The sequence below is a fragment of the Paenibacillus vietnamensis genome (genome assembly GCF_020169515.1).
Lineage (GTDB): Bacteria > Bacillota > Bacilli > Paenibacillales > Paenibacillaceae > Pristimantibacillus > Pristimantibacillus vietnamensis.
Genome location: NZ_JAHMHW010000008.1, coordinates 175,512 through 194,662 on the forward strand (window position 1 = coordinate 175,512; position 19,151 = coordinate 194,662).

Genomic DNA, 19,151 nt, shown 5'->3' on the forward strand with positions numbered 1-19,151 from the left:
GCACTTCAAGCTTATGAGTGCTAACGAAATAATTCGATAAGCGACAGATTTAAAAGGAGGCTATTTCAATGATCAAACCTTTGGGTGAGCGCGTATTGATCGAACCAATCGCGAAAGAGGAAACAACCGCTAGCGGAATCGTATTGCCGGACACGGCGAAAGAGAAGCCGCAAGAAGGTAAAGTGGTAGCAGTTGGCAGCGGTACGCTGAAGGATGGCGTTCGTGTTGCTTTGGAAGTGAAAGAAGGAGACCGCGTTTTGTTCTCCAAATATGCTGGAACGGAAATCAAATACGAAGGCAAAGAGTATTTGATCATGAAAGAAAGCGACATTCACGCAATTTTCGGATAAGCTGCCCTTAAGGGTCACATAGAAGAATGAAGAAGTATGCTTGAAAACTACTTACAACTATATTAGGAGGTTTACCGAACAATGGCTAAAGAAATTAAATTTAGTGAAGACGCACGCCGCGCGATGCTTCGCGGGGTTGACGCGCTGGCAAACGCGGTTAAAGTTACCTTGGGTCCTAAAGGCCGCAACGTCGTTTTGGAGAAGAAATTCGGAAGCCCGCTCATCACGAATGACGGCGTGTCCATCGCGAAAGAGATCGAGCTTGACGATGCGTTCGAGAACATGGGCGCTCAGCTTGTTAAAGAAGTAGCGACCAAAACGAACGACGTTGCCGGTGACGGAACGACGACCGCTACCGTTCTTGCTCAAGCGATGATTCGCGAAGGCTTGAAAAACGTAACTGCAGGCGCTAACCCGATGGTTATCCGCAAAGGCATCGAGAAAGCCGTTAAAGCGGCAGTCGAAGAACTGAAAGTTATTTCTAAGCCAATCGAAGGCAAGCAATCGATCGCTCAAGTTGCATCGATCTCCGCTGCTGACGAAGAAGTCGGCCAACTGATCGCAGAAGCGATGGAAAAAGTCGGCAACGACGGCGTTATCACCGTTGAAGAATCCAAAGGCTTCGTTACGGAGCTTGAAGTGGTTGAAGGCATGCAGTTCGACCGCGGCTACGTTTCCCCTTACATGATTACGGACACAGACAAGATGGAAGCGGTTCTCGACAACCCTTACATTCTGATCACCGATAAAAAAGTAACGAACATCCAAGAGATCCTTCCGGTTCTCGAGAAAGTCGTTCAATCCGGCAAGCAGCTTCTGATCATCGCAGAAGACGTTGAAGGCGAAGCGCAAGCTACCCTTATCGTGAACAAGCTTCGCGGCACGTTCACTTGCGTAGCGGTTAAAGCTCCTGGCTTCGGCGACCGCCGCAAAGCTATGCTGCAAGATATCGCTGCTCTTACAGGCGGCCAAGTGATTACGGAAGAGCTTGGTCTTGAGCTGAAATCGACTACGGTTGACCAGCTTGGCTCCGCTCGCCAAGTTCGCATCACCAAAGAAAACACGATCATCGTTGACGGAAGCGGCAACTCTTCCGACATCGCTGCTCGCGTGAACCAAATCCGCGCCCAGCTGGAAGATACAACTTCCGACTTCGACCGCGAGAAGCTGCAAGAGCGTCTGGCTAAACTGGCCGGCGGCGTTGCGGTTATCAAAGTCGGCGCAGCTACTGAAACGGAATTGAAAGAGCGCAAGCTCCGCATCGAGGACGCCTTGAACTCCACCCGCGCAGCGGTTGAAGAAGGCATCGTATCGGGCGGCGGTACTGCCCTCATTAACGTATACAACGCCGTTGCAGCCGTGCAAGCGGATGGCGACGAGCAAACAGGCGTGAACATCGTGCTTCGTTCCCTGGAAGAGCCGATCCGCACAATCGCGGCTAACGCCGGCCAAGAAGGCTCCGTTATCGTTGAGCGTCTGAAAAACGAAAAAATCGGCGTAGGCTACAACGCAGCTTCCGGCCAGTGGGTGAACATGTTCGAAGCAGGTATCGTTGACCCTGCTAAAGTAACGCGCTCCGCTCTGCAAAACGCGGCCTCCGTTGCGGCAATGTTCCTGACAACCGAAGCGGTTGTTGCCGACAAGCCTGAGAAAGACAAACCGGCTATGCCTGACATGGGCGGCATGGGCGGAATGGGCGGAATGATGTAAAAAGGGGGATAATCCCTGCTCTGCAATAACGTATGAGGAGAACCTCCTGCAAGATGTAATCTTGCGGGAGGTTCTTTGCGTATTTGTACCTATACGTGAACAATATCAAATGATTCTATTGACGCATTGTTCGTTATTGAGTACAATTGCAATTGTAAAGAACAGAAGTGCTGAATTTAGGCTAAAAGGGATTGGAAGTTTGTTTTTTGAACCTTGTGTATGTGAATAGGTGAAGGAAAACAAATTTTTTTTGCATTTTATGTTCGTTTTAGAGAACGACTACAATTATGTTACTGGGGGATCGGACGTGGAAAGCAGTCAAGCCTGCATCATCGGTGAGCATATGTTTTGTATTTCGTTTGAAACGGAAAGCGTCAAGCGGCTTTTCCGCCACACGTTTCCGACTGTTCTGCCTGGCAGCGGCTGCGAGCCGGCCTTCCGTTTGCTCCTCAAAGAAGGATACGGCCGCCCGTTTACCGATTACCGGATTGATAAATTTGCTGTTGACGGGGGCTTCCGTTATTTAAGGACGGATTATGCCCTGGAAGTACGGGCTAACTATCAATCGGCCGTTATCCATGTCCATGACTCTCTGGCATTGAAGCATGCTTTCATGCATTTATACAGCCTTTTAATCGTTCATGAACGATGGGGGCTTCTCCTTCACTCCTCCTGCGTCGCCGAGAACGGCAAAGCCTACTTATTCACAGGGCATTCCGGCGCCGGCAAGTCGACGGCAGCGGCATTGTCCCTGCCGAGGTCCGTCATCGCCGACGAAGCGGCGATCGTTCGAATCCGCCCGTCCGGCGTTTCCGTTTTCCATTCGCCCTTCCGGAGCGAGCTTCAGTCGATGGACGGGAAAGGGACCGGCAGCTGGCCGTTAGGCGGCGTTCATTTGCTGCATCAGGCGCAGCGGAACCGCCTTCAGCTTCTATCCAAATCGGAAGGCTTGCTTCGTTTGCCCGACAAAGTTTTTTTCTGGAATCCTTCCGTCGATGAGTCAAGGGCCATCATCCATTTGCTGAAGCAGGCGGTCGAGCTGGTTCCTTTGTATGAGCTGCATTTCCGCAAAGATCCTGAATTCTGGGAGTTGATCTCATGATGCACCGGTATGTAAAAAAGCAAAGCTGCGAAACGATTATCCTTGATGACGAAATCATGGTTCTTCATCCCGAAAGGTTTACGATTACGAAATTAAGCCCGGTCGGCGGATTTTGCTGGTCATTGCTGGCATCGGCCCACTCCATCGACACGTTGTCTGCCGCGGTCCGTGAGCAATATGAAGGAGCGGACCACTCCGTAGAGGAGGACGTGTCCGATTTTCTGAACCGTTTGCTGGAGTGTGAGCTTATTGAAGCGGCACATGGATGACGCCTTGTTTCTTTCTCTGAAGCAAATCATCCATAAGAACGGTAGAATCGAGCTTCCCGCCCAAGGCAGCAGCATGTTTCCTTTCATTCGCAACGGAAATCTATGCAGCTTCCGCCCGGTTGGGGAAAGCAGGGTAAGCGTAGGGGATATTCTGTTGTTCCGCTCCGCTTCCAGCCGGTTAGTCGCTCACCGTCTTCACTCCGTTGTTTACCGGGATGGTGAAAGTTTGTACATATGCAAGGGTGATGCCAATTTGGGTTATGACGAGCCGATCCGAGCCGAACAAATGCTTGGAGTGCTGCACAGCATACGAAAGGGGAACAAACACATTTTGATGTCCGATCCGCTGACAGCCTTTTGGACGAAAGCCATTGTCGCACTGCCGGCTCTATCGAGCGGGCTTAACCGTTACATGTCCGGCAAAACGGCAGACCCGATCGGCGGGCGATCCGAATGATCGGGCTGTTGAAATCCCGGTTATCCGTCGGCGTCATCCGGAATGCGTACACGCTGCTTGCTCCTTATATTATTAAGCGGCGAAAAGCGTACGTCGGGCTGTTCATTCTAGTAGGGGTTGAAATCGGATTAATGCTTGCTTTTGCCTGGTTTCTCGGGCAAATTACCGATGCTGCGGTTCAGCAGCAATTTGATAGGCTGTATGGGCTTGCCCCGTTTGGCGCATGCCTGAGCGTACTGACGATCGTATCGGACTTTACGAGCCGCAGACTGGCATTTACAGCCACGAACGGCGTGAAAAAAGATCTTTCGGAACGGCTGCTGAAGCATATTATGCACTTGCCGGCCAGCCGTACGGATCAGCTGCATTCGGGAGAGCTGATGACCCATTTTAATCAGGATGTACACGGCATAAACGGGTTGATCGGGAGCAGTCTCATTCAATGGGTCCGCCTGCCGCTTGTGTTCGCTGCCGTATTCGTGTATATGCTGCAAATTCATTGGCTGATGGCCGTTATGGGGCTGATGATCGTGCCTTTCGCGCTTGGTGCGGGAGCTTTGCTCGGCTTCGTTCTGCGCCGGAGGGCCAGGGAGATTCAAGACCTTTACGGAAGCATGAACAGTCTTCTGTCCGATACGCTGCAGGGTTTATCCGTCATCCGGTCCTTCACTGCGGAATCGGCCTGGCTTCGCAAATACGCGGATAAAAACGGCGAGCTTTATCACCTGCAGCAGAAGTATGTGATTCTGCAAGGCTGGATCGGCGCCGGAGGCCAAGCGGCGGGAGCCTCTATTCTGATGGTAAGCCTTTGCCTGGGAGCTTATTTTGTTTCCCATCACATGATTACAGTCGGTTCTCTTCTTGCTTTCGTCAATCTCTCCGGACATCTGCTGTACCCTTTGACGGGCATGGCGGGATTATGGATCGGCATTCAGCAATCTTCCGCGGCGGCAGATCGTATCGCGCAGGTGCTGCAAGAGCCGCTGGAGCTTTACGATTCGCCGCCTGCGGTCCTTTCCGTGCCCGATAAAAAAACGATCGAATTCCGCAATATCAGCTTCCGGTATGAGGGTCAAGCCTCCCTGATCGAACGGTTCAGCCTGATTTGTCCGGCCGGTCAAACCGTTGCGATCGTTGGAGCCAGCGGCGCGGGGAAGTCTACCCTGTTTCATCTTCTTCAAGGGTTTTACAAGCCGCAAGCCGGGTCCATATACATAAACGGTGAATCTATCGACCGGATCGGATTGCCGGAAATAAGAAGCTCGATCTCTCTTGTATCGCAGGAAACGTTTCTGTTCTCGGGAACGATCCGCGATAATCTGCTGATCGCCCGGCCGGAAGCGACCGAGCAGGAGATCCATAGAGCTGCGATCCATGCGAGCATTCATGATTACATCCTGTCGCTTCCTAACGGCTACGATTCCCAAATCGGCGAGAGAGGCATTTTGCTGTCGGGAGGACAGAGGCAGCGCATCGCAATCGCGCGGGCCGTTCTGAAGGATGCGCCGATTTTGCTGCTGGACGAAGCCACGGCCTCGCTCGACAGTGAAACGGAATATCTGGTCAAGCAGTCGCTGGACCGGCTGATGTTCAAGCGTACGACCCTGATCATTGCCCATAGGCTGTCGACGATCCAGCATGCCGACATGATTGTCGTAATGGATAAGGGGGTGATCGTGCAAATAGGGACGCATGAGGAGCTTTCACTGCGGCCCGGCATGTACAGAAAGCTGAAGCGCCGCCAAACTATAGAGGACAGGAGAGGGTATGGGTGATATGGAAGCTGCTGCAAGCGGTCTATGATCCAAACGCTCCGTTTCCCGTTGATCCGGGCATTTTTGAAGCCGCGCTGGCCGATATCGAATATTTTCATATTTCGCCTCAGCTTTATCAGCTTCTGAAACAGCAGGGGAAGCTTGAAAGCTTGCCCGTCACGTTCCGAAACCGCCTAAAGTCAAAATACGACGAGGCTCTGGCTCTTAACGTCTATATTCAATATGAAAATGAACGGATTTTCAAAGCTTTCGAGGCGGCCGGCATATCCGTCATCCCGATAAAGGGCGTGCTGTTTGCAAACAAGTATTTCGGGCATATCGGCGCAAGAAGCACGTCGGATATCGATTTGCTGATCCAGCCGGCGGATATGAGCCGGGCCGAGGCCATCGTACGCTCGCTGGGCTTTACGAATGCAGAACCGCAAATCCGTTCCCACTTTCACCGCAGCTTATCCAAGCCGCTGCCGGCGCCTCTGCCTTCTTTGACGGTCGAGCTGCATTGGGATTTGCTGATGGCCGGAACTTCGGCATTCGGCATAGGCGATTTTTGGCGTGATGCCTTGCCGCTTGAGCCATACAGCCGGGTCATGGAGCTTTCGGAATATCACACCTTCTATATGATTTGTTTGCACGGCTGGAAGCATGGTTTAAATTCCTTAAAATATCTGATCGATATCGTTCAGCTTATTCACGTCAAAGGCGATGACCTCCCGTTCGACACGCTGCTTCGGGATGCCGCGTCCCATCGAACCTACAAACGCATTTGCAGCACGCTGTCGATCGTTTACCGTCAGTTTCCTTTCCTTGAACGCCGCAAGCCTCTTCCGCTCCCGGCTTCACGAAGAAGCGGGGAATGGTGGAGCTATGATTCCATCCGCGGCACTGAAAAAAGGTCATTCAAACGTTATGTCCGCTTGCTGCAATTCCAATGGTTTGATTTCGATAAGCCATGGCATGGCATAGCTGCATCCGTACACTATCTTGAGCCGAGTTTGAGAAATCGAAAGGGGGTGTAAAACGATGAACAAACGGACATATGAGAAGCCTGAGCTGCTGAGCCATACCGCAATCCGATTCGAAACGCTTGTCAGCGGCACCGCAAAAGGAAGCTTCCCGGGCCTTGGCTGGGAGGTGGACGGAGTACCTGCGGAAGAGCGCGGAGATTTCCCAGGGGGAGGCGCGACTGGCGGCGTATTCCCGGGCAAGGGGCCGACCCATAATCACAGACCTTAACAAGAAAGTAAACCGGTATAACGAAAAGACCCGCAATCTGCGGGTCTTTTCTGCGTTTTTATTGGTGTTATTGGCACAGCCTCAGCCAGGGAGACGAGGCTGTGCCGGGGAGATTAATTAGTAGCAGCCTTTGAAGCCGCTCCAGCAGCTACAAGCGATAATCACCAATAAGATGAACAGAACAAGGATTGTTCCAATGTTGTTGTTGAAAGCACCACCTACATAACCGGACATAGTTGAAGGCACCTCCTTACGTATTGAATACTCTATAAATTATGCAAAATTACACCGCATTGCTTGGGTGTTTGCCATAGAGTCATTTCATCCGCGTCAGCTGCCTACCCCTATGTCCGCGCCGTTCGCCGGCTTCTGCCTTCCGCTAATTCTAAGTATTCCTTCCTTGCCGTTCCACCGTACCTCGCTCTCCCGCTTTCCGCTCTTCCTCCTCATCTGACGGTGCAGCATTCCGTTTCAGGAATTGGCCGGCAAGCATGAATAACGGAGAAGCCCCGTATTCGGACAGACCCAGCATTTCGGCCCAATTGAATATGAGCAGAAACGGAAGGATGCCGATCGCCAAGACGCCGAACAGAAAGCCGGCCGTGAGGCAGCGCAGCATTTTACCCAGTGTCATTCTCTCATCTCCCTTCCACCGGAAGTTCCGTATCTAACATCCTATGCTCCTGAAAGCGCCTTTCATTCCTTTTACCTCCTATTCGCTGCCTTGAAACGGGTGCCAGCCGCCGCTGTTTTGCCGAATCCTGCGATGGCCATCCGGGGAAATGGCATAGCTGGAAAAGGTTTACATCTATCAAAAATAAAACTTTTGCATCTCTACCGGGACCCCGTTTCGCATAAGCAGCTGCTCGAGCGTCTCGCTGCGGGCCGGGGCGTCCCCGGCAGTGAGCAGCCTCACGGCGAATTTGCTGGCTTGGCGCTCGAACTTGCCCACGTTGAAATAGGATTGCTCATCCAGCCAAAAGCGGTTGAAGCCGGGGTGCAGCCGGTCATGGCCCAGCTCGTGCGCGCAGACGAACCGCTGCCAATCCTCAGGCAGCTTCTCATGGATGACGATGAAGCGGCGCCGGAGCTTCTTGAAATAAAGCCCCCTCGTGCCTTCGCCAAGGTCCGCAAAGCGGACGTGAATGCCGAGCCCTTCCGCGATGACAAACGGGTCGTTGGTCTTGAATTTCCGGATGAGCTTAAGAATGAGTTTATCCATGGCAGCACCTACCCATTGGCATCGCCTTCGACAATTTCGGAAGGGGCAGTCGTTTTCTTGCGCTTGTTCATTTGCTTCGCCTCCCAGAAGAGGCCGGTCAGTACGTCCATGACGCGCCTCCGGTCATCCTTGCTCATCGGCACGCCGTCGAACATGAGCTCCCCGTCCTCCTCCAGCAGCTTCTTGAAGTCGCGTTTATCTTTATAGGTCGCCCATTCCGGAATCGCCGCCGCCGCGGTGCTTTCCCGCCCGAGCAAATAATCCGCCGTCGTCTGCAAAATATCGGCAAGCTTCTGCAAATCCTCGCTGGTCGGTGTTACCCGGTCATTCTCGATATGACCGAAGTTCGAACGCCCCATGCCGAGCCTAGCGGCAATGTCCTGCTGGGTTAACCCTCTTTCGATCCGTAAATCTCTGATTCTTGCACCTAGTGACATATGGAAGCCCTCCGAACAATGAAATTGATATGGTATTTTAAATACTTGACGGTATTGTGAATACCGTTTAATATGATGGTTATCCGCTGATATTGCAAGTATATGGTAAACGAAGGGGTAATGTCAATACTGTCAGATGTGTGTAGTCATCGATCATTGGGTATTTTAAATACCTAGTTAAAATCAAAAGGGAGGTATGAATAATGAATATCGCGCTTAATGAGAGGCTGTTGCAAGGTCTGGAATGGCTCTATGGAGAAGAGCGGTTCCTGCTGCTGGCGATTATAGCGGCGGCGCTTGTTCTGGATTGGATTACCGGCATCGCGGCTTTGCATAAAGGAAAGGGACAAGCCTCGGATTACGGATGGCACGGAGTGCTCCGCACCTTGTTCTTGCTGCTGCTTCCGGCGTTTTCGAACATGCTGGATTCGATGCTGGGGATGCCGGGACTGTTTTTTTATGCCGTCTCGATCGGCATCATCTATAAATTATGGCAGTCGGTCACGAATAATGCGATCCATGCAGGCTGGGAGAGATGGATTCCGGGAATCGTCATTCAGCATATTGAAGAAGAGCTGAGAGCAAAATCGGGCGAAGAGCTGTTCGTGAAGACGAACCGGAATCCTGACCGGGACAAAGGCCTTGACCGTCAGCCGCCCCTTTAGGCGGATGAACATTTCATCCAAAAGCCCATGCACTTTTGGACTTGTAACATAGGATACTGTGTAGTCAATCACAAAGGAGATGAGCAAATGAACTACGGAGTAGCAGGTGTCGGTGCAGGCAATGCACCATACCCGGTTGCGGGTGTATCGACATGCGGGCCTAAAGTAGGCGGAGTATTCAACAATGTGGGCACCATCCTCGTTCTATTTATCCTCTTGGTTATTATCCTGCGCGCTTGCTGGTGCTAATCCGCTAATCAAGGAGCTCCCTTGAACAGGTCCTAAGAGTGTCCACGAATTGAAATTTATAGCGAGCGGGCTGTCCCTGAAGGTCTGAAATGGCCGCAGGGGCGGCCCTGTCGTGTTTACATCTATCGGTTAGTTGCGTGCCACTCACACAGAAACACAATTAAAAACAATAACCGGCAGGTACACTAGCGTAATATGAAATAAGCCGTACCAGATCCTCAAGTGCCTCGGGCCTTGGGGATTTTAGCTTCATTTGGCTTCATAAGATGAAGGAACGTAAACGTTACGATATAATGAAACAATAAAGCTTTTTTTTAAATACTTGGAACAGGAGATCGAACGATGAACAATCATGAACCTATGATACCGGTGCATTTGTTGTCCGGCTTTCTGGGAAGCGGCAAAACGACGCTCCTGCAAAGGCTGCTGGATTATTATAAGGGGCAGGGACTGAAGCCGGCCGTTATTATGAATGAAATTGGGGACGTCAATCTGGACGGGCAGCTGCTGGACGGCGAGGTGCCGATGGCGGAAATGCTGAGCGGCTGCATCTGCTGTACGATGCGCGGCGATTTGGGGCTTGAGATCAGCATGCTGATCGACGAGCATCGGCCGGACGTCATTATCATCGAATCGACGGGGGCGGCGAATCCGATGGAAACGCTGGACGGCGTTACCGAGGCGGCCATGTACAAATCGATTGATTTGCGCAGCGTCGTTACGGTAGTGGACGGCCCGGAGCTTCTCGAGCGAAGCCGCGGCGGCAAAGGCCGCACCTACAAGCTGATGAAGGAGCAAATCCGCTGCGCTACGCAGCTTCTTCTTAACAAGGCGGACAAGCTGGAGCCCGAGCAGCTCGTCGAGGCGCAGCAGCTGCTGCGTGAGCTGAACACTCACGCGCCGGTGATTGCAACCGTCCGCTGCATGCTCGAGGATTGGAGCTGGCTGGCGGAGAAGAGGCCGACGCCGGACTTCTCCCAGGATTATTACGAGCATGAGGAGGGAGAGGCATGCCCGCCGGGCTGCTCTCACCATATTGGAGGCCATCTGCATGATGAATCGTCGGAGCCCGTCCTTGCCGTGCGCCATCATTCCCACGACCATGTGATGGTGCTTACCCATTACTGGCGGAGCCCGGTCAGCAGCGAGGACTTTGAAGCTCTGCTGCAGCGGCTTCCCGATCAAATTTACCGCGCCAAGGGGATCGTGACGTTTACGGATACGCCGAGCCGTTTTCTTTTTCAATATGCCTACAAGGAATCCGACTTCATGAGAATCGATCCGCAGGGGCATGTGAACGACGTAGCCGTATTTATCGGGGAGCATTTCTCCAAGGACTGGCTGGAAAACGAGCTGGCGCTGCTCGAGCAGTCGGAAAACGCGGAAGCTTAAAGGGTACATCACGATTTCTGCGATGAGGATGTCGAATTTTGCGGCACTATGTCTATTCAGATGGATGCATGGGTAAAATAAACCAATTGAGGCCGGTCCATCCGGCCTCAGCATCATGATTGCATAGAAAGGTGTGTCAGCAAATGTTCAGAAAATGGTTCCTACCCGCCGCGGCGCTTTCCTTGCTGTTGACGGCGGCGCCCGTACTGGCTGCGCCCGGGGACTCCGCTGCGCAGGGAGCGGAGCAGCAGCAACCGGCCGATACCGGTGAGTCCGGCGAACATAGACATCATAAAGGGCATATGTCGCGCGAGGAATTCGAAACCTTCCGGCTGGAGAAGCTGAAGGAGATCGCGATCTATTTCGGCATTAAGACGGAAGGCAAGGACGCGGAGCAGCTGAAGAAGGAAGTGGACGCCGCGAAGGCCGCCAACAAAGAAAAATGGGAAACCTTCAAGGCCGAGCATAAGGCGAAGCGGCTGGAGCAGCTGCGCAAAGTTGCCGAGGAGCATGGCATCAAGACGGAAGGCAAGACGCCAAGGCAGCTGCGCGAGGAGCTCCGCAGCCTCCATGGAGATAAAGGCAAGCGCCCGCACCGCATGGAGGATCATGAAAGCTCCGGCGAAGATAACGGCGCTGCCGATCCAAAGGAAAAGCAAAATCGGGTTTAAGCCGGTGAAGCAAAAAGCCGCCAATTGGGACAATCGTCCCGGGTGCGGCTTTTTTCTTAGGATTTTGTCGAATAATATAGGGTTAATTACCTATGTCAAGCATTGTAATCGAAGAGAGAGGTCAAGTATACTAGAGCCATATCTTAATTTGGCATATTGCGTCGTTTGATGCCGTTTCCGAACATGAGGGGCTGATTTGAGGAATGGGTAAGATAAGGCTGAGTATCGCTCAGAAGATGATCGTATCTTTGGGCTTGCTCGTCACTCTTTCGTTTGGTATTTTGGTATCCGCCCATCTTATTAAAGTTTATCGTCTGAATTTGCGAGAAAGCGAGCTGCTGGCGCAAACGCAGTCCATGACCTACATAGAACCGCTTTCGAGAGCGCTCGATCAATCGATCGACGCGATCGGCAAGCTGGAAGCGACGATGTCGCAAATGCGCAAAGACCGGAAGCAGAACCGGGAATTTATCGTGGAGATGCTGCAGGAGACGCTTTTGGACAATCCTCAGCTGCTTGGCGTCTATACGCTGTGGGAGCCGGGCGCCTTTGACGGCAAGGACGAGCAGTACCGGAACAGGAGCAGCTACGATGACGGTACGGGGCGCTTTCTCCCTTACGCCGTACGGGTGAACGGGAACATTCAGCTGCATGCGCTGGAGCATTACGAGGATCCCGTCAAAGGAAGCTACTATCAAACTCCAAAACGCACGAAAGCGTTTTCATTAATCGAGCCTTATTCCTACCCGATTGGCGGGGAGGAGGTTATGCTGACCTCGCTTGTTCTGCCGATTGTAGACGAACAGGGGCGTTTCCTCGGCATCGTCGGAGCCGACATTGCGATGGATGACGTGCAGGAGCAGATCGAAGCGATCCGTCCGCTCGGCGGGTTTGCGAACATGATTTCCGCGGAAGGCCGGTACATTGCCAGCGGCAGCGATCCGAAACTTCTGCTGCAGCCGTATCGGAGCCGGTCGGTCGATGCGGAACCGCTTTTGTGGACGAGCGATGTGCCGCAGCTCCTTTATACCCCGAACGACGGGGGGAGGGGAACGGTGCTGAGGATGTTCTATCCGATCGAGATTAATGGCGTCATCTGGCATATCGAAACAGTCGTTCCGAAGTCGAACATGCTGGACGCCTTTTACAAGAGCCTGAAGGAGTCGGTCATCATCATGGCCGCCGCGCTGCTGTTTATGACGCTGGCGATCGGCCTGCTCGTGCGGAGGATTATTTTGGTCAACATCCATAAAGTCGTTCAGGCTACCTCGGATGTGGCGATGGGCCGTGACAATTACAAGCTGGATATCCGGACGAACGACGAATTCGAGTTTATGGCGAAGCATTTTAATAACATGCTCGACCAGCGGAAGGAAGCCGAGCTGCTGATCGAATACCAGTCGACGCACGATCTGCTGACAGGCCTGCCCAACCGGTACGCCTATCAGCTGCATCTTCAGGGGAGGCAGGCGTCCGGCCATTCGCTGAGCGGCAGCTTGGCTTTGCTGTTCATCGATCTGGACCGTTTCAAGATGATCAATGAAACGATGGACCATGCCATGGGAGATCAGCTGCTGCGGAAGGTGTCCGAGCAAATCGTGCTTACCGTTGCCGGCAAAGGACGGGTGTTCCGCTTCGGCAGCGACGAATTTATCGTACTGCTGGAGGATGTCAGCCATCTGCATCAGGCGCATTATATGGCGGAGGAGATTTTGTCCGCGATCGCCGATCCGATCCGAATGAACGACCGCATTTTCTACATAACCGCAAGCATCGGCATGAGCGTCCATCACGAGCTGACGCCGGGAACGGGCGACCGTCTTGTGAAGGAATCCGATATCGCTATGTACGTCGCGAAGAAGGAGCGCAATACCTGCAAGCTATATACGCCGTCGATGAACGACGTTCCGAAGAAGGAGCTTATTCTCGAGAACAGCATGCTCCGGGCTCTGGAGTCCGGCCAATTCATGCTGTATTACCAGCCGAAAATCGATGTCCGGACGGGCGGCATTAACGGCGCCGAGGCTTTGATCCGTTGGAAGCACCCGGAGCTCGGCATGGTGTCGCCGCTTGATTTTATTCCGATCGCCGAGAAAACGGGCTTCATTATCCCGCTCGGCGAGTGGGTGCTGTTCTCGGCCTGCCAGCAAATCCGGGAATGGGAGCGAATGGGGCTGCCGCGGCTGACGGTTAGCGTCAATATGTCGATGATCCAGTTTCAGCAAAAGCAAATCGTACATACGATCGAGAGAATCATTGCGGACGCGGGCATCCGGCCGGAGCAGATCGAGCTCGAGATTACGGAATCGATCTTTATGGACAACCAGGAACATACGCTCCGGATTTTGCACGAGCTCCAGCAGCTGGGCGTGAAGCTGTCCCTTGACGATTTCGGAACCGGCTATTCCTCCCTCAGTTATTTGCAGAACATTCCGATTCATACGCTGAAGCTCGACAAAACGTTTATTAACGATATCGCAAGCGACTACAAGAAGCAGATGATTTTCAAATCGGTCGTCGTCATCGCTCATCATCTGAATTTAAAGGTTGTGACCGAGGGAGTCGAAACGGAAGACCAGCTCGAAATTATACGCGAGCATCAGTGCGACGCCGTTCAAGGTTATATTTTCAGCCCGCCCGTTCCGGCTCCCAAGTTCGTTCAGCTATATATGGAGCATCGGAGCGGCGGTCAGGCCGGATAGCTCGTTTAAGCACCGTCAGGATTGAAATCCTGGCGGTTATTTTTTATGTTAATAAGTGTTACAAACCAGGAGGGCGGTCCGTCTTTCTTATAGCTTAAGCAATAAAGGAGAGGGAGGACTACGAAATGGAACAATCGGCGCCGGATTTGTTTCGTCAGCAATTCGATCGGCATTACCCGTCCGTGAGGCGCAAGCTGATCGCGCTGGTGCGCGACGAGGCTGCAGCCGAGGATCTCGCGCAGGAAGCTTTTTTGCGGCTGTACAGCAATCCGCCGGATCAACTGGATGCGGTAGGAGGATGGCTTCATCGCGTGCTGACCAGACTGGCCTATGATTATATGGATAAGAAAGCTAGAGAGAGGGCGCTGGCACAAAAGCAGGAGCAAAGCATGCTTGCGCAGCCGCAGAGCGCCGAGTCTCATGAGCAGGCGATTATCGCCCAGGACGAGCAGGAGCAGCTGCGGATCTGGCTGGATTCCTTGCCAGAGCGGGATAAACAAATGCTGCTGCTCCGTTATGAAGGCTACAGCTACGCAGAAATTGCGGAGCAGCTGCAGGTGAGGCAGCCTCAGGTCGGAATGATGCTGAAGAGGGCGGGCGAGCGTCTGAAGCGGCGCGCTCTGCAGGCGGAAGCTGCGCTTCCGCAGGAATAACATTTGTAAGGAGGAACCGGAAATGACCGTAAACGAATCGCCAAATAAAAAGGAGCAGGAGCAAGCGGAGGCGGCATGGGCACGTCTGGAGCAACGGCTGCGGGGTAAGGAGGCTTCGCCGTTGTGGGAGAAGTGGGAAGCGGAGCTCGTAAAGCACAGCGAAGAGCGGCACACATTAACCGGCGGACAGCAGGTTATCTCGATTGAAGAGCAGGTTAACCGGCAAGGCAACAGCGTTCCTCTCGGAAGGGCAGGACACGAGCGCGGCGCCGCAGCAATCAGCGGCATTCCAGGCGGGGAGGCTGCCGGAACGGCGCCAAACGCAGCGAAGCCGAAAGCGGCGCGCCGCTGGCTGAAGCGGCACACCGGCAAAGCGATGGCGGCTTGCGCTGCAGCCCTTCTCGCCGTCGTCATTGCGACGCCTTCGGCGAACGAGGTTTTGGCTGCGTGGCTTAATCAATTCCGAATGGATGACGTGATGGTCGTGCAGGAGGATGATCTGGAGACGCTGTGGTCCAACTTGCAGAACAGCGGGGAGACGAGGGAGAGCGTGAACCGGTTCGGCACGTTCGAGAACAAGTCGCTTGGAGAGTGGGAAGCGATTTCGGTTGATCAAGCCGTGGAGAGGCTGGGCTTTGCGATTCCGGATATCAAGATTGCCGACAAGCAAATCGTAGAAGCAACCTCGACAGGTGCTCAGGTGCTTACCCTGAAGCTCAATGTGGATGAAGTCAATGCAGCTATGCGTAAGATGGGCGCGGATAAGCTGCTGCCGGCATCGGTCGACGGCAAAGAAATCAAGCTGGATACCGGAAACGGCGTACAGGTTTCCTATCGGGAGGATAAGGAAGATGGTTCGGAGAAAAGCGTAGGAATCACTTACAGCCAATCGCCGTCGATTCAGGTCGATCCATCCGTCGATGTGAAGGAAGCGTTCGACGCGGTTATCCGCTTCCCGGCGCTGCCCGAGCATTTGCGAAACGGTCTGCAGCAAGCGGTCAATTTGGAGGATGGCAAGATACCGATTCCAGTCTTTACGAACCAGAAGTTCGAGAAGCTGACGGTCGACGGGACCGATGTTTACTTGGAAAGCTATGAGAAATCCGCTTATATCGGCGCCATTTGGATGCAGGACGGCAATGTGGTCAACGCATACTTTCACGGCTTTCAAGACCGCAGCGAGATCGAAACGATGTTAGCGGAGCTGGTCCGCCCATGAGCATCGCGGCGATCGAGACTTTACAACTAAGCAAGGATTACGGCGACGGCCGCGGCTGCAGCGGCGTCACGCTAAAGATCAAACACGGGGAAGCCTTCGGCTTCCTCGGCCCTAACGGGGCGGGCAAAAGCACCATCGTCAAAATGCTGACAGGACTCATCAAACCAACCTCAGGCGAAGCCCGGATTTTCGGCCACGCTTCCGGTACGCTGGAAGCAAGGAGAAGACTCGGATACTTGCCTGAGTTGTTCCGTTATCCGGCCTGGCTGACCGGCGAGGAGGTATTGGCGTTTCACGCCAAGCTGTGCGGACTCGATAAGCCGTCCGCGAGGAAGCGGAGCCGACTGCTGCTGGATGAAGTTGGCATCGGCAGCCGCGGCAGCGACCGGTTGAAGGGCTACTCCAAAGGGATGCAGCAGCGGCTCGGCCTCGCCTGCGCTTTAATGGGCGACCCCGATGTCGTGCTGCTGGACGAGCCCGCATCGGCGCTGGATCCGGTGGGCAGGCATGAGGTGCGGGAGCTGCTGCAGCGGCTGAGAAGCCAGGGGAAGACGATTTTCCTCAATTCGCATTTGCTGGAGGATGTGGAGCAGCTTTGCGACAAAGTCGCGCTGCTCAATAACGGCCATGTGCTCGCCGAGGGCAGCGTGGAGCAGGTGCTTGGCTCGAAGAACGAGTGGCGGCTGCGCGTCGGCGGCTATACGCCGCTTGCGTCCGAGCGGATTGAACAGATGTTTGGCGCGGCTGTGAAGGTCACGATGCTCACGTGGATGGACGAATCGGCATGGCTGGAGCTGGAGCTTGCGGACGACGAGCAGATCGGGCTCGTGAATGGCCTGCTGGTCGAGATGGGGGTTATTTTGTACGAGGTAAGCAAAGTGAAGTCCAGGCTGGACGACTGGTTTATGCAGGCGGTATCCGGTTTGGAGCATAGGGGGGAACGTCGATGACGGCGGTTTGGGCTTTGACATGGAAGGAGCTGATCCGCAAACGGGTCACCATGATGACGGCCGTTATGACCGTTTTATTCTGGATTGCCTACTGGTTTGTTGCTGCGGCGATCGCAAGCGAAACCAATTCGATCGTTACTACGGGCATACAAGTGAATGTGCTGGAAAAGTATACGATAAGCGCGATGGTGCTGACGATCGGATTTTTCTTCGGCGCCTTCGCGGTGGCGTTTTTATCCATTTTTAGCTCGGTGTCCGCCGTTACGGGCGAAGCGGAGACCGGGGTGCTGCAGTCGGTGCTTTCGAGGCCGATCAAGCGCTGGCACTGGTTTCTCGGCAGGTGGCTCGGCTTCGTATCGTACGGAGTTCTATACGGCATCATTTTATTCGTTACGATTATTCTGATTTGCAAAATAGAAACGGGCGTATTGTTCGAGGGGATCGTGCTTCTGAAGTCCTTTGCGTTGTTCGTATCCGTCGTTCCGCTGCTCGTATCCATAACGATGCTGGGCTCCTGCTGGCTCGGCCCGCTTGGCAACGGCATCGGCATGACGATGCTGTTCGGCATGGGCTGGCTCGGCAGCACGATCGGACGATTTATGAGCGAGTCGATGATCGAAAGAGAAGGCATAAAAACGCTGGAGACGATCACGGGGCTCATTCAGCTGGCCATGCCGGCCGACGCCCTTCAGCAGCGGATGCTCGGCGAACTGTTCTCCATTGCGGAGCTGTCCGGCTTGTTCAATTTGAACAGGGCGCACTCCTATTTCGCGATTGGCGCCATCCCGTCCAATACCTTTTTGGTGTACAGCGCTTTGTATACGGCGATTATGCTTTTGGCGGGCTTGCTTGTACTTAGAAAAAAAGATTTTTGAAAAGTGCTGCCGCCCGGCGAGGGGAGGCAGCACTTTGTCTTTACGGATTCTAGCCGGATAGGCCGAATAAATACCGAATTAAATCGGACCATTATCCCTGCCGCTTGCGATTCTGATGTACAAACTGCAGCAGAAACCTCACATAAACGTAGCTTGAGTTCGCTGTGATGCACTTTTGCAGCAGAATATGCCGAAGACAGCCGGGAATGGAAGTGTCAGTGCGAACCTGCTGCAGAAACTGCAGCAGAACGTAGAGCAACTGCGCTATTTCAGCATTCCGCTGCAGAAACTGCAGCAGAACGGAGAGCAACTGCGCTATTTCAGCATTCCGCTGCAGAAACTGCAGCAGAACGTAGAGCAGCTGCGCTATTTTGGCATTCCGCTGCAGAAACTGCATCAGAATGCCGAGTCACTTAAAGCTCACGGGTATTCATCTCCCGGCAGCAGCTTTATATGGTCCACTGGTTGTGAACGATGGCGCTCACGTACCATGCGCCTTCCGATTCCTCCAGCACGAGTATCAGGCTTTGCCAGTCCATGCCCTCGTATTGCTTGTCGAAGCCGCTGAAGTAATAATCCATCACCCGGCTTCCCGGAAAAACCTCCTCAATGTTCACGATCGTATTTCCGTGCCCCTTGATCTCGTTATCCCCAACTTCTTCCGCATTGATAAAATCCTTGCCGTAAACGAACTTATCGTAATACTCCTTGAATGTGAGCTCAATCGGATCGCCGGTGCCGTCATAAGCCCCCCAATTGTAGACGGTCGAATCGGTCAGCGCGGGCAAGCCATCGGCCGGAAACACTTTGGCTGTCGCCGTATCGATATGCCCGTAAGGGGAGAATAATAATCCTTTGCCGGGATGGATATAGGCGGCCAGCGTATCCAGATCTTTTTCCTTCAGCGCCAAAATGACAGCTGCCGCGGCTTCCTGCGCCGTCGACGCCTTCGCAGGCGTTTCAGGGGTAGGAGATGGAGACGGAGACGGCTCGCTAGTCTGCGGCGGCTGCGTTTCGGCGGGTGAAGCGGACGGACTCGGGCTGTCGGTTGCCGTTGCGGGACCGTTTGTGCCTCCGCCGCATGCGGAGAGCAGCAGCGCCAGGGCTAATGCTGGAATGGTCGTTTTTGTCAAAAGTTTCATTCTACATCACCTCAATATTTGATTTAAACGGGTGTACCATTTAAGACGTTTTTTTTCGTTAAAAGTTGCTGGACGCTT

At 53.5% G+C, this 19,151-nt stretch carries 21 protein-coding genes; 16 read left to right on the forward strand and 5 right to left on the reverse strand.

Translation table 11 applies throughout. The features are described from left to right. Window positions 1–68: 68 nt before the first annotated feature. The 8 genes from groES (at window position 69) to KP806_RS17055 (ending at window position 6,896) form a co-directional block, all read left to right on the forward strand. The gene (groES, locus tag KP806_RS17020) at window positions 69–350 is read left to right on the forward strand and encodes a co-chaperone GroES (RefSeq protein ID WP_028609403.1); all 282 of its coding nucleotides are present in this window, start codon (window positions 69–71) and stop codon (window positions 348–350) included. 81 nt (window positions 351–431) lie between these two features. Next, window positions 432–2,060, forward strand: a complete 1,629-nt coding sequence (groL, locus tag KP806_RS17025) for a chaperonin GroEL (RefSeq protein WP_224724915.1) — start codon at window positions 432–434, stop codon at window positions 2,058–2,060. A 307-nt stretch (window positions 2,061–2,367) separates the two neighbouring features. Then, complete coding sequence (locus KP806_RS17030; RefSeq protein WP_224724916.1) at window positions 2,368–3,162, forward strand: hypothetical protein; 795 nt, start codon at window positions 2,368–2,370, stop codon at window positions 3,160–3,162. Next, window positions 3,159–3,431, forward strand: a complete 273-nt coding sequence (locus KP806_RS17035) for a PqqD family protein (RefSeq protein ID WP_224724918.1) — start codon at window positions 3,159–3,161, stop codon at window positions 3,429–3,431. Before KP806_RS17030 ends, KP806_RS17035 begins: the two co-directional genes overlap by 4 nt. After that, window positions 3,412–3,888 (forward strand): S24/S26 family peptidase, encoded by a 477-nt coding sequence (locus KP806_RS17040; RefSeq protein WP_224724919.1) that lies wholly within the window; start codon window positions 3,412–3,414, stop codon window positions 3,886–3,888. The genes KP806_RS17035 and KP806_RS17040 overlap by 20 nt, the downstream gene beginning before the upstream one ends. Next, window positions 3,885–5,663, forward strand: a complete 1,779-nt coding sequence (locus KP806_RS17045) for an ABC transporter ATP-binding protein (protein ID WP_224724920.1) — start codon at window positions 3,885–3,887, stop codon at window positions 5,661–5,663. Before KP806_RS17040 ends, KP806_RS17045 begins: the two co-directional genes overlap by 4 nt. Beyond that, entirely contained in the window at window positions 5,660–6,679 is a 1,020-nt protein-coding gene (locus tag KP806_RS17050) for a nucleotidyltransferase domain-containing protein (protein WP_224724921.1), read from the forward strand. The genes KP806_RS17045 and KP806_RS17050 overlap by 4 nt, the downstream gene beginning before the upstream one ends. Before the next feature lie 4 nt (window positions 6,680–6,683). After that, window positions 6,684–6,896 (forward strand): hypothetical protein, encoded by a 213-nt coding sequence (locus tag KP806_RS17055; RefSeq protein ID WP_224724922.1) that lies wholly within the window; start codon window positions 6,684–6,686, stop codon window positions 6,894–6,896. A gap of 385 nt (window positions 6,897–7,281) precedes the next feature. Here the strand turns inward: KP806_RS17055 and KP806_RS17060 are convergent, their stop codons facing one another. From KP806_RS17060 to KP806_RS17070, 3 genes are all read right to left on the reverse strand, one after another. Next, window positions 7,282–7,530: a hypothetical protein gene (locus tag KP806_RS17060; RefSeq protein WP_224724923.1), complete on the reverse strand. Its 249-nt coding sequence runs from the start codon at window positions 7,528–7,530 to the stop codon at window positions 7,282–7,284. Between the two features lie 177 nt (window positions 7,531–7,707). Next, a complete protein-coding gene (locus tag KP806_RS17065; RefSeq protein WP_224724924.1) occupies window positions 7,708–8,118 on the reverse strand; it encodes an ImmA/IrrE family metallo-endopeptidase in 411 nt (136 codons plus the stop codon). Between the two features lie 8 nt (window positions 8,119–8,126). Then, window positions 8,127–8,555 (reverse strand): helix-turn-helix domain-containing protein, encoded by a 429-nt coding sequence (locus KP806_RS17070; RefSeq protein ID WP_224724925.1) that lies wholly within the window; start codon window positions 8,553–8,555, stop codon window positions 8,127–8,129. 203 nt (window positions 8,556–8,758) lie between these two features. Here KP806_RS17070 and KP806_RS17075 point away from each other — a divergent pair, with 203 nt between their 5' ends. From KP806_RS17075 to KP806_RS17110, 8 genes are all read left to right on the forward strand, one after another. Continuing rightward, on the forward strand, window positions 8,759–9,220 hold the full coding sequence (locus KP806_RS17075) for a phage holin family protein (protein ID WP_224724926.1): 462 nt from the start codon (window positions 8,759–8,761) through the stop codon (window positions 9,218–9,220). Between the two features lie 591 nt (window positions 9,221–9,811). Further along, entirely contained in the window at window positions 9,812–10,861 is a 1,050-nt protein-coding gene (locus KP806_RS17080) for a CobW family GTP-binding protein (protein WP_224724927.1), read from the forward strand. A gap of 143 nt (window positions 10,862–11,004) precedes the next feature. Next, window positions 11,005–11,532: a hypothetical protein gene (locus KP806_RS17085; protein ID WP_224724928.1), complete on the forward strand. Its 528-nt coding sequence runs from the start codon at window positions 11,005–11,007 to the stop codon at window positions 11,530–11,532. Window positions 11,533–11,735: 203 nt separating this feature from the next. After that, window positions 11,736–14,234, forward strand: a complete 2,499-nt coding sequence (locus KP806_RS17090; protein WP_224724929.1) for a bifunctional diguanylate cyclase/phosphodiesterase — start codon at window positions 11,736–11,738, stop codon at window positions 14,232–14,234. A gap of 125 nt (window positions 14,235–14,359) precedes the next feature. After that, on the forward strand, window positions 14,360–14,887 hold the full coding sequence (locus KP806_RS17095; protein ID WP_224724930.1) for a sigma-70 family RNA polymerase sigma factor: 528 nt from the start codon (window positions 14,360–14,362) through the stop codon (window positions 14,885–14,887). 22 nt (window positions 14,888–14,909) lie between these two features. Next, window positions 14,910–16,106, forward strand: coding sequence for a hypothetical protein (locus KP806_RS17100; RefSeq protein WP_224724931.1), 1,197 nt, complete (start codon window positions 14,910–14,912; stop codon window positions 16,104–16,106). Then, window positions 16,103–17,056: an ABC transporter ATP-binding protein gene (locus KP806_RS17105; RefSeq protein WP_224724932.1), complete on the forward strand. Its 954-nt coding sequence runs from the start codon at window positions 16,103–16,105 to the stop codon at window positions 17,054–17,056. The genes KP806_RS17100 and KP806_RS17105 overlap by 4 nt, the downstream gene beginning before the upstream one ends. Further along, a complete protein-coding gene (locus KP806_RS17110) occupies window positions 17,053–17,931 on the forward strand; it encodes an ABC transporter permease (protein WP_224724933.1) in 879 nt (292 codons plus the stop codon). Before KP806_RS17105 ends, KP806_RS17110 begins: the two co-directional genes overlap by 4 nt. Before the next feature lie 91 nt (window positions 17,932–18,022). On the opposite strand, the gene KP806_RS17115 is transcribed toward KP806_RS17110, so the two are convergent. Both KP806_RS17115 and KP806_RS17120 read right to left on the reverse strand, forming a co-directional pair. After that, window positions 18,023–18,328 (reverse strand): hypothetical protein, encoded by a 306-nt coding sequence (locus tag KP806_RS17115; protein ID WP_224724934.1) that lies wholly within the window; start codon window positions 18,326–18,328, stop codon window positions 18,023–18,025. A 52-nt stretch (window positions 18,329–18,380) separates the two neighbouring features. Further along, on the reverse strand, window positions 18,381–19,073 hold the full coding sequence (locus KP806_RS17120) for a hypothetical protein (protein WP_224724935.1): 693 nt from the start codon (window positions 19,071–19,073) through the stop codon (window positions 18,381–18,383). Window positions 19,074–19,151 lie beyond the last annotated feature (78 nt).

Excerpts from the sequence above, each read along its gene's own strand:
- groES (WP_028609403.1), top strand. The coding sequence starts at position 69 with ATGATCAAACCTTTGGGTGAGCGCGTATTGATCGAACCAATCGCGAAA.
- groL (WP_224724915.1), top strand. The coding sequence starts at position 432 with ATGGCTAAAGAAATTAAATTTAGTGAAGACGCACGCCGCGCGATGCTT.
- KP806_RS17035 (WP_224724918.1), top strand. The coding sequence starts at position 3,159 with ATGATGCACCGGTATGTAAAAAAGCAAAGCTGCGAAACGATTATCCTT.
- KP806_RS17045 (WP_224724920.1), top strand. The coding sequence starts at position 3,885 with ATGATCGGGCTGTTGAAATCCCGGTTATCCGTCGGCGTCATCCGGAAT.
- KP806_RS17055 (WP_224724922.1), top strand. The coding sequence starts at position 6,684 with ATGAACAAACGGACATATGAGAAGCCTGAGCTGCTGAGCCATACCGCA.
- KP806_RS17060 (WP_224724923.1), bottom strand. The coding sequence starts at position 7,530 with ATGACACTGGGTAAAATGCTGCGCTGCCTCACGGCCGGCTTTCTGTTC.
- KP806_RS17065 (WP_224724924.1), bottom strand. The coding sequence starts at position 8,118 with ATGGATAAACTCATTCTTAAGCTCATCCGGAAATTCAAGACCAACGAC.
- KP806_RS17070 (WP_224724925.1), bottom strand. The coding sequence starts at position 8,555 with ATGTCACTAGGTGCAAGAATCAGAGATTTACGGATCGAAAGAGGGTTA.
- KP806_RS17075 (WP_224724926.1), top strand. The coding sequence starts at position 8,759 with ATGAATATCGCGCTTAATGAGAGGCTGTTGCAAGGTCTGGAATGGCTC.
- KP806_RS17080 (WP_224724927.1), top strand. The coding sequence starts at position 9,812 with ATGAACAATCATGAACCTATGATACCGGTGCATTTGTTGTCCGGCTTT.
- KP806_RS17085 (WP_224724928.1), top strand. The coding sequence starts at position 11,005 with ATGTTCAGAAAATGGTTCCTACCCGCCGCGGCGCTTTCCTTGCTGTTG.
- KP806_RS17090 (WP_224724929.1), top strand. The coding sequence starts at position 11,736 with ATGGGTAAGATAAGGCTGAGTATCGCTCAGAAGATGATCGTATCTTTG.
- KP806_RS17095 (WP_224724930.1), top strand. The coding sequence starts at position 14,360 with ATGGAACAATCGGCGCCGGATTTGTTTCGTCAGCAATTCGATCGGCAT.
- KP806_RS17100 (WP_224724931.1), top strand. The coding sequence starts at position 14,910 with ATGACCGTAAACGAATCGCCAAATAAAAAGGAGCAGGAGCAAGCGGAG.
- KP806_RS17105 (WP_224724932.1), top strand. The coding sequence starts at position 16,103 with ATGAGCATCGCGGCGATCGAGACTTTACAACTAAGCAAGGATTACGGC.
- KP806_RS17110 (WP_224724933.1), top strand. The coding sequence starts at position 17,053 with ATGACGGCGGTTTGGGCTTTGACATGGAAGGAGCTGATCCGCAAACGG.
- KP806_RS17115 (WP_224724934.1), bottom strand. The coding sequence starts at position 18,328 with ATGCAGTTTCTGCAGCGGAATGCCAAAATAGCGCAGCTGCTCTACGTT.
- KP806_RS17120 (WP_224724935.1), bottom strand. The coding sequence starts at position 19,073 with ATGAAACTTTTGACAAAAACGACCATTCCAGCATTAGCCCTGGCGCTG.